11 protein-coding genes and 1 pseudogene are annotated in these 14,528 nt (G+C 67.9%); 6 read left to right on the top strand and 6 right to left on the bottom strand.

Annotated elements, in window-relative coordinates:
* Positions 1–24: 24 nt before the first annotated feature.
* The 4 genes from J5V16_RS09765 to J5V16_RS25450 are packed head-to-tail and all read right to left on the bottom strand — an operon-like array spanning position 25 to position 5,168.
* Positions 25–1,446 carry an NAD-binding protein gene (locus J5V16_RS09765; RefSeq protein WP_208495976.1) on the bottom strand — a complete coding sequence of 474 codons (1,422 nt, stop codon included), beginning with the start codon at positions 1,444–1,446 and terminating at the stop codon, positions 25–27.
* On the bottom strand, positions 1,443–2,180 hold the full coding sequence (locus J5V16_RS09770) for an SDR family NAD(P)-dependent oxidoreductase (protein ID WP_208495978.1): 738 nt from the start codon (positions 2,178–2,180) through the stop codon (positions 1,443–1,445). The genes J5V16_RS09765 and J5V16_RS09770 overlap by 4 nt, the downstream gene beginning before the upstream one ends.
* A 22-nt stretch (positions 2,181–2,202) precedes the next feature.
* A complete protein-coding gene (locus J5V16_RS09775; protein ID WP_208495980.1) occupies positions 2,203–3,189 on the bottom strand; it encodes a methyltransferase in 987 nt (328 codons plus the stop codon).
* 23 nt (positions 3,190–3,212) lie between these two features.
* The gene (locus J5V16_RS25450) at positions 3,213–5,168 is read right to left on the bottom strand and encodes a transketolase-like TK C-terminal-containing protein (protein ID WP_208495982.1); all 1,956 of its coding nucleotides are present in this window, start codon (positions 5,166–5,168) and stop codon (positions 3,213–3,215) included.
* A 492-nt stretch (positions 5,169–5,660) separates the two neighbouring features.
* On the opposite strand from J5V16_RS25450, the gene J5V16_RS09785 reads away from it, so the two are divergent.
* The 4 genes from J5V16_RS09785 (at position 5,661) to J5V16_RS09800 (ending at position 11,781) form a co-directional block, all read left to right on the top strand.
* A complete protein-coding gene (locus J5V16_RS09785) occupies positions 5,661–7,430 on the top strand; it encodes an ABC transporter transmembrane domain-containing protein (protein ID WP_208495984.1) in 1,770 nt (589 codons plus the stop codon).
* Positions 7,427–9,193 (top strand): ABC transporter ATP-binding protein, encoded by a 1,767-nt coding sequence (locus J5V16_RS09790; RefSeq protein WP_208495986.1) that lies wholly within the window; start codon positions 7,427–7,429, stop codon positions 9,191–9,193. The genes J5V16_RS09785 and J5V16_RS09790 overlap by 4 nt, the downstream gene beginning before the upstream one ends.
* Before the next feature lie 79 nt (positions 9,194–9,272).
* Positions 9,273–10,775, top strand: a complete 1,503-nt coding sequence (gene arfA / locus J5V16_RS09795) for an arabinosylfuranosidase ArfA (protein WP_208495988.1) — start codon at positions 9,273–9,275, stop codon at positions 10,773–10,775.
* A 166-nt stretch (positions 10,776–10,941) separates the two neighbouring features.
* Positions 10,942–11,781, top strand: a complete 840-nt coding sequence (locus tag J5V16_RS09800) for a glycosyltransferase family 8 protein (RefSeq protein WP_208495990.1) — start codon at positions 10,942–10,944, stop codon at positions 11,779–11,781.
* Between the two features lie 407 nt (positions 11,782–12,188).
* Here J5V16_RS09800 and J5V16_RS09805 read toward each other — a convergent pair.
* Both J5V16_RS09805 and J5V16_RS09815 read right to left on the bottom strand, forming a co-directional pair.
* Positions 12,189–12,941 (bottom strand): annotated as a pseudogene (locus J5V16_RS09805) (SDR family NAD(P)-dependent oxidoreductase).
* 60 nt (positions 12,942–13,001) lie between these two features.
* Complete coding sequence (locus tag J5V16_RS09815; protein ID WP_208495997.1) at positions 13,002–13,166, bottom strand: hypothetical protein; 165 nt, start codon at positions 13,164–13,166, stop codon at positions 13,002–13,004.
* Positions 13,167–13,517: 351 nt separating this feature from the next.
* Between J5V16_RS09815 and J5V16_RS09820 the strand changes: the two genes are divergently transcribed.
* Both J5V16_RS09820 and J5V16_RS09825 read left to right on the top strand, forming a co-directional pair.
* Positions 13,518–13,880 carry a hypothetical protein gene (locus J5V16_RS09820; protein ID WP_208495999.1) on the top strand — a complete coding sequence of 121 codons (363 nt, stop codon included), beginning with the start codon at positions 13,518–13,520 and terminating at the stop codon, positions 13,878–13,880.
* A gap of 250 nt (positions 13,881–14,130) precedes the next feature.
* On the top strand, positions 14,131–14,520 hold the full coding sequence (locus J5V16_RS09825; RefSeq protein ID WP_208496000.1) for a helix-turn-helix domain-containing protein: 390 nt from the start codon (positions 14,131–14,133) through the stop codon (positions 14,518–14,520).
* Positions 14,521–14,528: the final 8 nt, after the last annotated feature.

Genomic DNA, 14,528 nt, shown 5'->3' on the forward strand with positions numbered 1-14,528 from the left:
GCTTGGTCAGAGACTCTTGTCGCGTCATGTCGGCATGCCGGGCGCGCTCACCTTGCCGCGCCCCACTCGTTCGCCGAGCCAACGCGACATGGCGATGATCGTGAGCGCCGGGTTGGCGGCGCCGAGGCGCGGGAACGCGCCCGGCCCGGCGACGTGCACCCCGGGCAGCTCGACGACCTCGAGATCCGGCGTGACCGGCACCGGACCGCCGACGCCGATCGGGTGCGTGCACGCCTCGTGTTCGAACGCGCCGTAGGGGACCTCGTACTCGCAGAAGGCGCCCGCGGCCGCCGCGGCGATCGCTTCGAGCGCCTCGCGATGGTCGGACCAGGAAGCAGTGCCGCGCGCCGCCGATCGGGACGGGTCCCGGACCACTTCGGTGACGGCACCGCCCGCGAGACGCTCGGCCCACCGGCGGACCTCGCCGCGTGCGGCGTCCACAAGCGCGGCGCTCGCGTCGGACACCCGCGCCCGGATGTGCGAGCGCATGCCGTCAGGCAGCACCTGGACGCTGAGCTCGCTGAACGAGCGCAACTCACCCTGCTGCTCGACGACCGCGTTGAGCTCCACGATCCGGTCGCCGCTGGCCAGCGGCGGTCGCTCGAGGAAGAACAGGTTCGTGCCGATCTCAGGAAGCGGCACGAAGCCGCTCCAGAGCATGGCGTGGCGGAACGGCGTGAGCGGAGGCCCCGGTGGGAGGCGCACGATCGCCCCGACGCAGAAGTGATCGGTCACAGAGGTCGTGATGTCGCGGCCGAGCGACGCGGCCAGGAGCTGCACGTTGCCGACGGCGGACGAGGCGAGCACACAGGCGTCGAAGCCGCGTCGCCATTCGGTCCCCGAAGGACGCTCGATCTGGACGGCGCAGCCTTCCGGTTCCGAGGCGACCGCGTGCGCTCGCGCACGGGTGAGTCGGATGCGGCCCGCCGCCGCGAGCTCGAGCGTGCGGGCGAGCGGGCCGTACGCCTCGAAACGACCGGCGTCGTCGAGGCGCGCCGCCTGGGCGACATGCCTGAGGCCCAAGGCTTCGAGCTCCGGATACGGTTCCTTCGCCACGAGCTCCGGGAAGTCCGCGCGCAGACCGTCGAGGACCGACGCGTACAGGCCGCCGCCGCCGGCGAGCCGGCGGGCCCACACCGGATCCCAGCTCGCGAGCGCGTTCGGTTCGAGGCCGAGGAGCACGCCGTGGTAGCAGAGTGAACGCCCGCCGAGCCGCTCGGACAGCCCGCCACTCGCGGCCCAGCCTTCGCTCGTCCAGGACCGGGTCTTCTCGTCCCCGGCGTGGATGGTGGTGTCCCAGTAGACATGTCGTGTCCGGGTTCGCGGCCCCGGCTCGAATACCTCGACGTCGGAGCCGCCCTCGGCAGCCGCGACCGCGACCTCGAGTCCCGCCAGGCCGCCGCCGACGACGGCGATCCGCCGCGGAGGCATCGGTTGCGAGGTCATGCGAGCCCACCGCCGACGCGCACGGTCTCGCCGGTGACATAGGCGGCCGCGCCGGAGCAGAGGAAGCCGACGACGGACGCGACCTCCTCGGCCGCTCCCCAGCGACGCATCGGCACCTCCTCGGCGAGCTCTCGCATGACGGCATGCCTGCCACCTGTCGCGAATCGCGTGCTCCACATGGCCGTGTCGATCAGGCCCGGCGCGACGCCGTTGACGCGCACGCCCTTGGGGCCTAGCGCTCTTGCGAGGTTGGCGGTGTAGGCGTTGACCGCGCCCTTCGTCGCCGCGTAGACGGACTCCTCCCTGCCACCGCCCCAGGCCGCCACGGACGAGATGTTCACCACGGCCCCTTGACGTTCGATGAGCGACGGCAGCAGTCGCGACGTGAACAGGATGAGGTTGCGGAGGTTCACGTTCAACTGGACGTCGAGCCGCTCACCCGTGATCGCCTCGGGCGGTTCGTTCCAGTTCACGCCGGCGTTGTTGACGAGCACATCGACGCCGTCGACCATCGAGAGCACCTGCGCCGCAGCGGCATCGCCGTCGTCGCCGAGGTCAGCGGTGACCACCACCGAGGCACGCGCGAATCCGGCCGTCAACGTCTCCATGTCCTCGGTGCCGCGGGCGACCAGCGCGAGGCGCGCGCCCCCGGCGTCGAACATTCGCGCGCACGCCGCGCCGATGCCGCGGCTCGCTCCGGTCACGACGGCGGTCTTGCCGCTGAAATCGAACATGATCGCTCACCCCCTGGGGAAGTCATCCGTGCTGAAACGGCGGTGTCAGGCCGGCGTGGATCGACGCCAGGGTTCGGTTCTGCTCGGCGCGGGCCTCGCTGATGTCGACGAGCCGGTAGGTCCCGGGCGGCAGGACGACGTCCGGAAGGAGCCGTCGGGACCTGGGCGGCAGCGGGCTGACGGGCAGCCAGAAGATGGGCTTCCCATCAGCCTCGCACAGCTGCACGACCATGCTCTCGGTGGAACGGTTCGTGAGGTGGAGGGCGACTGGCGCACCTGCCGGGACGGTGACCGTCTGCTCCAGCGGCACCGCGAGATCGACGCGCGTCGGCGTGTCGAAGTTCAGGCCCGAGATGCCGTTCCGCGCCCATAGGTAGTAGGTGCTCCGCGGCGAGTCGGCCCTATCGCCGACGTCAGGATCCGAGACGTAGCGGAAGGAGGGCATGGGGATGAGCCCGCCCGCCTCGATCTGGTCGCGGAAGGTCGCCGGCGAGCTGCCCTCGCCGCTCTCCTGCAGGAGGATCGAGGCATCGGGGGCGAGATAGGGCCGGATCTGGAGGAAGAACCGTTCGTGCAGCCGCCAGTCGAGGTCCTCCGAGAGGAGGACCGGCTCGCTGTCCCCGACGACATGCCCCACCGGGAAGGGAAAGTGCGGTGGGTTCCCGACGACCAGGTCCCACGGCGCTCTGATCGGGACGCTGTCCAAGCCGTCGGACAGGTGCACCGTTACGACGTCCTCCAGACCGTTCGAGCGGATCGTCGCCATGACGGCGTCGACGGCACGTGGGTTCACGTCCGCGAGGGTGAGGTGCTCGCACAGTCCGTGCGCGAGCAACGAGAAGCCGATGAACCCGGGGCCGGAGCAGAATTCGAAGACCCGTCCCGCCTTGCCGAACAACCGCGAGACGACAGGGATGAAGTCCTGCCCGAAGTGCCGCCCTCCGCCGTCGAGCTCGGGCAGCCAGCTGACTTCGATGTCGTTGTAGCGCTGCTTCCGATACTCGGTCACAACGCCTCCGATGTCGCCGTCACTCATGCTCCCGAACCCCGATGCCCTTCGCTGTTCCTTCGCGCGCCACCAGCACCTCGCCATTCCGAGAGCAGATCGCTCGCCCGCTCTGCCACTGCTTCCGGGCTGAAACCCGCTTCCCGCATGAGGTCCGGTCCCGGCATCGAGCGCCCGTACCAGCTGACGCCGATCGCCGCGGAGGCGTAGCGTTCCCACCCCTGAGCAGCGGCGGCCTCGACCGCCAACCGTGGCACCCCCGACCGGATGATGCTGTTCCAGTAGCCCGCGTCCTGTTCTTCGAACAGCTCCCACGAGGGCATCGAGATCACCCGCACCGGTATGCCTCGTGCCTCGAGCAGTCGGGCGGCATCGATGCAAAGTGCCACCTCGCTTCCTGTGGCGATGAGGTCGAGGACGGCGGCGTCGTCTCCCTCGATGACATAGGCGCCCCGCTCGACCGGCGCGCGATCGGTCCCGGCGAGCACCGGGAGTTTCTGGCGCGTCAGTACGAATGCGGCGGGTCCGGGACGGTCGAGCGCGAGGTGGAGCAGCCGGGACGCCTCGTTGGCGTCCGCCGGTCGGTACGTGGTCAGGCCCGGCGTCGCGCGCAATGACGGGAGCTGCTCGACCGGCTGGTGGGTGGGACCGTCCTCCCCCACAGCCAGCGAGTCATGGCTCCAGAGGTAGATGCTGCGGAGCCCGGACATGGCGGCCAGTCGCACCGCCGGCCGCATGTAATCGGAGAACGCGAGGAACGTCGAGCAGACCGGAGTGAAGGCACCGTCGGCCGCCACACCGTTCATGATGCCCGCCATGGCGTGCTCTCGCACTCCGAAGTGGATGAAGGTCCCTTCCGGGGTGCGGCGCGACTGCGCCACGTCGCCGGCGACTTTGAAGTCACCCGACAGGTCGGCGCTGCCGCGCAGCAGCGGCATCGACTCGGACGCGGAGCGCGCGGCCGACATGGCGGCGAGCGTCGTCGACAGCTGCTCACCGGCCGCCCAGAGCGGCGGGACCGGTGCCCGCCGCTGCGACGATGCGCGCTCAGCGGACGCGGTTCGACGCGGCGGCACGGATACGAATCTCCGGTACGCGTCGGCCAGGTCGGCGGGCACATGGAACGGTGCCCTGCCTTCGAGACCGAGAGCCTTCTTGGTCGAGGCGACCAGGTTCGAGTCCACGATGGCGTCGTGGGCGTCGCTCGTGCCCGCGATCTCCGCGCAAGGCCATCCGATCACGGACGGGAGCTGAACCAACGTCGGTCGATCGTCCGGTTGACAGGCCTGCGCCAGTGCCGATTCCAATGCGGGCACCTCCTCTGCCGAGGAGGCTCGCACCACGCGCCATCCGAAGGCGCGGAACAGGTCGGCGGTGTCCTCGCTCCGGGACAACTCGACCGGTCCGTCAACGGTCACGCGATTGTCGTCGTGCACCGCAACGAGATTCGACAGTCCAAGATGGCCGGCCAGAGCAACGGACTCGAGTGCGACCCCCTCCATCAGATCACCGTCGCTACAGACGACGAAGACCCGTTCGGGGTCGACGCCGTCGCGGGCGGCCGCGATCCGTCGCGCGACCGCGATCCCCACGGCGTTGGCGACGCCTTGGCCGAGAGGGCCGGTCGTGACTTCGACTCCCTCGGTCATCCAGCTCTCGGGATGCCCCGGCACCTTGCTGCCGCGGCGGCGATAAGTCCGCAGGTCGTCGAGTCCAACCCCGATCCCCCGCAGGTACAGCAGCGCATGAAGCGCCAGGCCGGCGTGGCCGACGGACAGCACGAACCGGTCGCGCGACTCGAGGTCCGGGTCTGCTGGATCGTGTGCGAGGAAACGGGTGAAGAGCACGTGCATCAACGGCGTCAAGGCGAGGGCGGTCCCGCTATGACCGGAACCGGCTGTCGCGGCGGCGTCGAGGATCAGTCCTCGGAGGACCGCGATCGCCTCGCCGTCTCGACTCGTGGGCCACTGCTGATCCTTCACGATCCTCCCGTGGTCATCTCATCACAAAACCGACGAATGCGATCGAAACATAGTTCATCGACGTTGTCAACATCACTCTTCCAGGGCTGCAACGAATCTGATGGAGATTTCCGGGGTGACCTGGAAGTTTGCGCGGAGAACGTTTCTATGCCAACATATGACAAACGAGACTCCTTGGGAGACATGTGAATCCATGCGCCCAAATCGTTTCGCGATCCCCGCGCCTACTTTGGACCGCCCTCCCGACTCGCTCTTCCCACTCGATCACCTTGCGACGCATCGAGTGCGTCGACGAGCCGTGAGACATGACAAAGGATGAAGCGAACCGACTGACTGCGAGTGGCCGCAACACCTCACGATGAGGCACGGCCCTCCGGAGAAGAAGGGTTGTGATGCGATGACGCATCGGCATACGGGAAATCCGCAGGGCCGCAATACCTCCGGAGCCATGAGCGACCGGAGCCGCCGATCCCGCTCGATCGACACACCACGATGAGCACTTCGATCGAGACCCGCCACGGTCAGGAGGACAGTGGGACGGCCGCGTCGGACCGACCGGGACGCCCCGATCCGATCGCCCGATTCCCCGTCCTGGAGGTGCTGCGCTGGCTGATGCGCGGCCGATGGAAGCGCCTCGCGATCGCGACCGCGGTGACGTGCCTGTTCCTGGGCAGTCTCCAGTTGGTCCCCTTCATCCTCGGCAAGGCCATCGACCTCGGTCTCGTGGCAGGCGACCGCAACGCGCTCCTGTTGTGGGCCGGAGCCCTGGGCGCGGTCATCCTGATCGTCACCGCGACCGGCGTCGGCAGCAACCTGCTGATCACGCGTGAGAACCTCGGTGCGAACTTCCGCGCCCAGCGCAGCCTGGTCGAGACGGTCATGGAAATCGGCTCGCGCCTGCGAGCCAGCATCGCCGCCGGCGAGGTGGTCGCGATCTCCGCCGCCGACACGTCGACCTTCGGCTACTTCGTCGGCAACTTCGTCCGGTTCCTGGCCTCAGCGTTCGCGCTCGCGCTGGCAGTGGCGATCCTGAGCACCGAGTCCTGGCTGTTCGCGCTCTCGATCGGCCTGGGCATGCCGCTGCTGATCCTGGCGCTGCGGCCGGTCTTCCTGCATCTTGAAGCGCGCATCAGCCGGAGCCGCGAGCTCATCGGCGAGCAGACCGCGATCGCCGCCGACGCCGTCTCCGGGCTCCGGGTGCTCCGCGGGGTCGGTGGCGAACGGTACTTCACCGACCGCTACCGCAGGGCATCCCGATCGGCCCGCGACGCCGGGATCCGGGTGGGGCACGCGCTCGCCTGGCTGGAGTTCGCGAGGATCACGCTGCCAGGGGCGCTGACGCTGCTGCTGGTTTCGGTCGGCGCCGCCATGGCGCTGGCGGGCGATATCTCGGTCGGCCAGTTCGCAGCCCTGTTCGGGTACATGATCTCCCTGATCCGCCCGCTGGCGTTCACGATCCTGTTCATCGACGATTTCACCCGGGCGGTAGTGGCGGCGCGGCGATTCCAGCACCTGCACCGTGTCGCGGACGGCGCAACGGACGTTGACGAAGGACCGGTCTGGGGCGGCGACGAACCACTCCACGACCCGGCAACCGGCGTCACAGCACAGCCCGGCCTGATCACCGGGGTCATGGTGCCGGACGCAGCCGAGAGCCGCGCGTTGCTCGAGCGCCTCGGCGGATACGGACCGACGCCCTGGGCGCGCATCGGCGACCACGACCTCGACACGTTCCCGATCGATCTGCTCCGCCGCCGGGTCCTGCTGCTCGAGGCGAACGCGCAGCTGTTCAGCGGGGTCCTGCGAGACCAGCTCGACGTCGACGGCACCCGCTCCGACGCCGACATCATGCGCGCGCTGCACACTGCCTCGGCGGTGGACATCGTCGGCCTCGACCCGTCATGGCTGGAGCGCGACGCGGTCCCCGACGACGGCTACGACCTCACCCTGATCGTCGGGGAGCGCGGCCGGAACTTCTCAGGAGGCGAGCGGCAGCGTCTGCTCCTCGCCCGCGGCCTCCTCGCCGATCCCGAGGTCCTGATCCTCGACCACCCCACTTCGGCCTGCGACGCTCAGACCGACGCGCGCATCGCCGATCGGCTGCGATCCCACCGCGGCGGCTCCACGACCATCGTCGCCACCGACTCGCCCGCCCTGCTCGCCCAGTGCGATCGCGTGGTCTTCGTCGGCGACACGGTCCTGGAAGGCACCCACCGGACACTGCTGGCCGTATCCGCCTACAGGGAGGTCGTCAACCGATGACCAGCGACTTCGCCATCGCCACGCCGGCACAGACCCGGACCTATGTCCGGCAGGCGATTCGACGCCACCGGCGACGGTTCACCGCAGCGGTCGTGCTCACGGTCGGCACCGCACTCGCCGCCATGGCCGTGCCGTACCTGCTGGGGCAGATGACCCAAACACTCGCCGACCACCTCAGCGGTACGGGCGGCGATCCAACCCGTGAGGTGGTCTGGCGGCTGCTGGTCGTCGCCGCGGCCATCGCCGCACAGGCGTTCCTCGCCCTCGCAGCGGCCCGAAGCGTGCTGACCCTGGGGCAGATGATCACCGCCGACGTGCGAGAGGATTTCGTCGAACGCGTCACCGCACTCCCGCTGGGGAAAGTGGAGCGTTCGGGAACCGGAGAACTGCTCTCTCGCACCACACTGGACGTCGCCCAGACGAACATGGCGATCACGGGCGAGGTCCCGCGCTTCTTTGCCGGCACATTGACCCTGGCCGTGTACCTCATCGGCGCGCTGTGGATCTCACCGCTGCTGACCGTGAGCGCGCTCCTCGCGGTCCCCCCGCTCATCCTCGCTTTCCGCTGGTACTTCGCCCGCGCGACCCGGGCTTTTCACAAGCTGCAGGCTCGGCAGGCGGACCTGACCAGCACGGTGAACGAGACCATCGACGGCGCCCGGACCGTCGAGGCCATGTCCTGGCAGGAGCGACGGCGCTCCCTCACGGCACGCGACATCGATGCGGTCTGGGACGCCACCCGCGCGACGCTGCGGCTGCGTTCGGTCCTCTTCCCGGTACTGGACTTCTCGGTCCTGCTGCCGAGCCTGACGACCCTGCTCCTCGGCGGCCTGCTCGCCTCCACCGGCGCGGTAGGCCTGGCCGAGGTCACCACCATCGTGCTCCTCATGCAGATGGCCACGACGCCGGCCGTCGACATCTGCCTGGCGCTCGAGGAGGTGCAGCGCGGCTCGGTGTCGCTGGCCCGGCTCATCGGCATCGAGGCCGGCCCCGCCTCGACCGCCGCGGGGCCCCGACCCGACAGCAAGATCGAATCCATCGTGGAACTGTCCGGAGTCGATTTCGGATATACCGCGGACCGCCGCGTGCTGCAGGACGTCAACCTGCGCATCCGCCGAGGTGAACGGATCGCGCTGGTCGGCCCGACCGGGGCCGGAAAGTCGACGATCGGACGGATGATCGCCGGAATCCACGCGCCCGACTCCGGAAAGGTCTGGATCGGGGGCACACCTGCATCCGAGATCGATCCGATTCTCCTGCGCCGGTTCGTGCTGCTGGCGACCCAGGAGTTCCACCTGTTCACGGACACCCTGGCCGGCAACCTGCGGCTGATCGCACCGGACGCGGACGATGCCGAGCTGCATCGGGCTCTGGACTCGGTCGGCGCGGGAGACCTGGCGAACTCGCTACCCGAAGGTCTCGACACCAGGGTCGGCGGCCGCGACCATCCTCTGACCCCGGCGCAGGTCCAGCAGGTAGCCCTGGCCCGGTTGGCCCTCGCTTCCCCGGAAGTGATCGTGCTCGACGAGGCGACATCGATGCTCAGTCCCGCGGCGGCCAGCAACGTCGAGCACGGCCTGCGTCAATTGCTCAAGGGCCGCACGGTGATCAGCATTGCTCACCGCCTCAACACCGCCCAGGACGCGGACCGGGTGGCCGTCGTCGAACAGGGACGCATTACCGAAATCGGCACCCACGACGAACTGGTGGCCGCCGAGGGCGCCTATGCGCGGCTCTGGCGGCAATGGCACGGAGAGCACTGAACTTCCTCCTACCGAAAATCGGCTCGTGTTCAGCGGTGAACCGCGCACTGGATGCGGCCCCGACCTTGAAAGGCAACGCATGGCCACACAGCAGGCCCGCATCGAATTCGATCCCCGCTTCACCGTCGCAGAGGTCCCCGACCGGCTCTACGGCTCCTTCGTGGAGCACCTGGGCCGGTGTGTCTACACCGGCATCTACGAGCCCGACCACCCCACCGCGAACGAGGACGGCCTGCGCGGCGATGTCCTGGACCTGGTGCGCGAACTGGGCCCGACCATGATCCGCTACCCCGGCGGCAACTTCGTCTCCAGCTTCCGCTGGGAGGACTCGGTCGGCCCCAAGGAGGACCGGCCCCGCCGCCTCGACTACAGCTGGGGCGTCACCGAGACCAACCAGTTCGGGCTCTCGGAGTTCATGAAGTTCTGCCGCGCCACCGGCGTCGAACCGAACATGGCCGTCAACCTCGGCACCCGCGGACTCCAGGAGGCGCTCGACCTCATCGAGTACGCCAACCATCCCTCCGGGACCGCCTGGTCGGACCTGCGTCGCTCCCACGGTGACGAGGAGCCGTTCGGCATCAAGCTGTGGTGCCTGGGCAATGAGATGGACGGTCCTTGGGAGGTCGGCCAGATGACCGCCACCGAGTACGGCCGCATCGCCGACCAGACCGCCCGCGCCATGCGCAAGATGGACCGCGACCTCGACCTGGTCGCCTGCGGCTCCTCCTGGCACGGCATGCCGACCTTCGGAGCATGGGAGTCCGAGGTCCTCGCCAATTGCTACGGATCGGTCGACTTCATCTCGGCCCACGCCTACTACCACCCCGGCGACGGCGACGTCCCGAGCTTCATGGCCAGCGCGCAGGACATGGAGCGGTACATCGACGACGTCATCGCCACCGCCGACGCAGTGGGCGCGAAGCTCAAGACCGACAAGAAGATCAACATCGCATTCGACGAGTGGAACGTCTGGTACCAGGACGAGTGGGAGACGACCGAGCACGCTCAATGGGTCGAGGCGCCCCGGCAACTCGAGGACCGGTACTCGGCAATGGACGCGGTCGTGTTCGGTTCTCTGATGATCACCTTGCTGCGCCGCTGCGACCGCGTCACCGCCGCGTGCCTGGCGCAGCTGGTGAACGTGATCGGCCCGATCATGACCGAGCCGGGCGGCCCGGCCTGGCGCCAGACCACCTTCTACCCCTTCGCGGAGGCCAGCGAGTTCGGCCGCGGCAAGGTCCTGCGCGTCAACGCCGACTCCCCCATTTTTACGACCGGCAAGTACGGCGACGTCGCCTCGCTCCACTCGGTCGCCGTGGCCGGCGAGGACGGCTCAGTGACGGTCTTCGCCGTCAACCGCGATCTCGAGACCCCGCTGTCGCTCACCCTCGACGCCGGCACGGCCTCGGTCGGCTCGGTCACCTGCTCCACATTGACCGACGAAGACCCGCATGCCAAGAACACCCTGGAGGACCAGAACCGGGTCGTCCCGGTCGAGAACAAGTCGATCGCCGTCGCGGACGGCCAGATCACCATCGAGCTTCCCGCAATGAGCTGGAACACCATTCGCATCACCGCCTGAGCGCATGAGGGTAGGGCGCGGCGAGCGCCGCGCCCTCCTCGCGCACTGCCCGCCGAGCATTTCGATGGTAACGGCAGATGTGAGACGATTGCCGCTAAATCGGGCATACGTCCTCTGCAGCGATCCGACCCGTTTTTTGTCACCACGACCCGAAGGAGTCCAGGCTTTGACCACCCCACTGATCATCTGCGGCGTCGACGAACGGTACGCCCACGCCCTCCAAACCCTCATGCGATCCATCGCCGCGGCGCACGGCCCCGCCACGGCGTCGCTGCGCATGCGGGTGATCTACGCGGAACTCACCGGCGCCGCGCGCCGCGAGATCGCCAACCTCGCCGCGCGTATCCGCCTCGGCCTCGACTTCTACGAGGTCGAAGCGGAACCGGAACACCCTGTCGGCGGGTGGCTCTCCCCCGCCACATACCTGCGTCTTGCGATCCCCGAAGCCGCCGCCGGCGCCGAGCGGGTGCTCTACCTCGATTGCGACATGCTCGTCCAGGCCGACCTGCGGCCGCTCCTGGACGCCGACCTCGGCGGCGCACCGTTCGGCGCGGTCCGTGACGCCCACAACCCGATCGTCGGCGACGACTGGGCGCTGCCCGGGCACGAGGCGCTCGGCATCCCCGCCGGACGCACCTACTTCAACGCCGGAGTCATGCTCTTCGACCTTGACCGCTGCGCCGCAACGGGACTGTTCACGAAGGCGACCCGCTTCCTGAACGAACACCCCGACCAGTTGCAGCTGTGGGACCAAGACGCGCTCAACGTCGCCGCCGACGACGACTGGCACCGCCTCGACCCGGCCTGGAACGTCTTCGCGACCTCGCCGCTGACCGAGCTGCCCGACTTCGTCCACAACGCCGAGGCCGGCCCTCTCGAGGACCTGCTCGCCGACGAGGCGCACGCGAAGATCCTGCACTTCGCCGGTCCGAACAAGCCCTGGCAGGACTCATACCCGGCCCACTCGCTGCGCGAACGATGGCGTTCCTTCGCAGGGGCGATCTGATGGGCGCTTCGCCCGGTCGAGCTCATCGCCGACCTGCTCGGCCACAAGGACCTCGCCCCCACCTGGAAGGTGTACCGACACCGATACTCGATGTTCGCTTTGCGCCCCGACCTCCGTTTGCAGCAACAAGAGCCCGGCGGAACTCTGGCCTGAAGTACTCCAGAATTCCCTGTCTGTGAATCACCCTCTTCGAGGCGGCGACGGGGTCAGAGTCCGTCGAATCCAGGCTACGTCCGGGCGACCGACCGATCAGGCAATCGGCAGAGGCTGCTCCACCAGCAGCGATATCGTCATCGACAGCGGAGCGACCTCGGTCAGCACGGCCCGCACGGAGCAGGACTGACGATGCCGAGCTCTCATTGTTCGAAATCGACGGTCCGGAAGTGCCCGTGTCAAGCTGTGGCATCTCAACGTGCCAGGTATCCGCCGTCAACGTACAGCTCAGAGCCGGTGACGAAAGCCGCGTCGTCGCTGGCGAGAAAGGCGACGCATGCGGCGACCTCCTCTGGTCGACCAAGCCTGCCCATTGGCGTGGCCGCGATCATCTGCGTTTCGAATTCGGTCCCCTTGGCCACGTCGAGCATCGGGGTGTCGATGAAGCCCGGGTGGATCGAGTTGACCCGCACGCCCTGTCGTGCCCAGTGCAGGGCCGCGTTCTTGGTCAGGATCCGCACTGCGCCTTTGGCGGCGTGATACGCCGGGGAGGTTCCGAAGCCGCCCGAGGCGCCGAAGATCGAACTGATGTTGATCACAGAGCCGTTCCCGGAGTGTTTGAGCGCTGCGGCGGCGGTCTTCATGCCGAGGAACACGCCGGTCTGATCGACCGCGATCGTGCGATCGTAGTCGTCCTTCGAGGTCTCCTCGATCGTGTCGATGTCACCAATGCCCGCGTTGTTGACCAGGATGTCGAGCCGCCCGAAATCGGCGACCACCCGATCCACGGCTGCCCGTCAAGCCGCCTCGTCGGACACGTCGAGGTGCTGGTAGGACGGAGGGCCGCCGGTGCCGGCCAGCTGCTCGGCGACCTGTTGTCCGGGACCATCCTGGACATCGGCGACGATCACGGTTGCGCCTTCGTCGGCGAGCCTCATCGCGGTGGCTCGCCCTATCCCGCTGGCTGCCCCGGTCACCAAGGCGACTCGCCCTGCAAGTCTGTCCATGACGCTGCTCCTTGACTCCGTCAGACCTCAACCTCGGGGCCTTACTTCAGTTACGGCGGATCATCCCCGCCTCTTGGATGCCCCGCTGGCATGCGCGGCGGACAGATCGAGAGCGATGGCCAAGATCAGAGTCCCTGCCCAGATGTTGACCGGGTCGAACAGGAGCGGCTCGCGGGCACCGACAAGGTTCGCAATGAACCAGACAATGAACCAAATGAATGCCATGAGCGGTCCCTCCTCAGATCCGGGGGTGAGCCCCTCAGCGATGGTGCGGGCGACCGTTCCGGGTTGCTCCACAGGACCGCGGTCGCACGCGGGCACTTCCAGCGAGTCGGCCTAATCCACAGTATGGAGGCCCGTTCAGCGGTGCCGACGCACTTTGCTCTGAACCGGTCCCGTCATGGTCGGGACGTGGTCGGGAGGGATCATGAGAGGAGAATCGCGACGTCGTGCAAGGGGTGAGTCCGATGGGTGCCAGTCCCCCGCCGCGTTTGACGCCTCGCAAACGACGCTGACTCTACTACCGGCTCAACACTCGTCGACAGGGTACTTGACCAGGGAGTCCTTCCCCACCTGATGGTCATTGCGACCGTCATGGCCGCGGCCCCACATTCATCGCTGCTACCTGGAGTGCTGGTCGAGTTCCCGGGTTCCGAGAAGCCGAACGAGGTTGACATCTACGGCATCTGGCATGGTCGGGTCGTTTGCGGCGAGGTGAAGACCAAGGCGACCGAATTTACTCCCGAACAGGTAAGAAAGGATGTGGCAGTTGCTCAGCGGCTGGGCTCGGATGTGTACCTCATGGCCGCAACCGACGCAATCCACCGGGAGCTTCGGGACCTTGCTGCGAAGGAGTGCGACGATACGGGTCTTTCGCTGGAAGTGCTCAGCAGGTCAGAGCTTATCCTGACGAGAGCCGCTGCGGCGCAAACTGAATGAGTGACTATGGGGCGGGCCGCCGTGTAGCAACCGGCCATGTGAGGCCCGCAGTCACCAGCGCCGTCCCGTGTCCTCCGGCTTCACCGGGGCCGCGACCGCGGCGCCCTGCTGCAACTTCTCCTGTCACCACCATTGCCAAATGCTGACCGAGGACGCCCAACTCCCCGCCGAGGCCTCCGGGACGGCTCCCGGGGACCTCAAACCTAAACGAATGGCTGGCTTTTTGGCTGCCTGAGGCCCCTCGCGAGCGGTGCGGCAGAAGGCCGTGCCGATCCCCAAGGGACACAAAAAAGGCCCTGTTACCAGGGCCTTTAATATGCGCTACGTCTCAACGGCCTATCTGAACCTGCCACCGCAGGTCACGGCCCTGGTTTCGCGCCTGACGGCACTATTGGCGGCCCCGCCCGCAAAACCGGCCGTACCGGGCCCGGCGGTGACTCGCCTGGATGACTCCAATACAGCAGTCGCGGCGGGCCCCACACGCCCATGGCGACTCTATGACCGCCTGACCTCGGACAACATCGAAACGATCGTCCGCCTCTACGCCGCCGGAACCATCCATAAGGACCTCGCGGCCAAGTTCAACATCAGCGTCAGCAGCATCCAGCGAGTCCTTCGCGATCACGGCGGCAGACAGTGAGCAGCGCG

This window comes from Glycomyces niveus (genome assembly GCF_017592475.1).
Lineage (GTDB): Bacteria > Actinomycetota > Actinomycetes > Mycobacteriales > Micromonosporaceae > Glycomyces > Glycomyces niveus.

What these genes read in the sequence shown, in the direction of transcription:
- J5V16_RS09765 (WP_208495976.1), bottom strand. Translation starts at nt 1,446, where the DNA reads ATGACCTCGCAACCGATGCCTCCGCGGCGGATCGCCGTCGTCGGCGGC.
- J5V16_RS09770 (WP_208495978.1), bottom strand. Translation starts at nt 2,180, where the DNA reads ATGTTCGATTTCAGCGGCAAGACCGCCGTCGTGACCGGAGCGAGCCGC.
- J5V16_RS09785 (WP_208495984.1), top strand. Translation starts at nt 5,661, where the DNA reads ATGAGCACTTCGATCGAGACCCGCCACGGTCAGGAGGACAGTGGGACG.
- J5V16_RS09790 (WP_208495986.1), top strand. Translation starts at nt 7,427, where the DNA reads ATGACCAGCGACTTCGCCATCGCCACGCCGGCACAGACCCGGACCTAT.
- arfA (WP_208495988.1), top strand. Translation starts at nt 9,273, where the DNA reads ATGGCCACACAGCAGGCCCGCATCGAATTCGATCCCCGCTTCACCGTC.
- J5V16_RS09815 (WP_208495997.1), bottom strand. Translation starts at nt 13,166, where the DNA reads ATGGCATTCATTTGGTTCATTGTCTGGTTCATTGCGAACCTTGTCGGT.
- J5V16_RS09820 (WP_208495999.1), top strand. Translation starts at nt 13,518, where the DNA reads ATGGTCATTGCGACCGTCATGGCCGCGGCCCCACATTCATCGCTGCTA.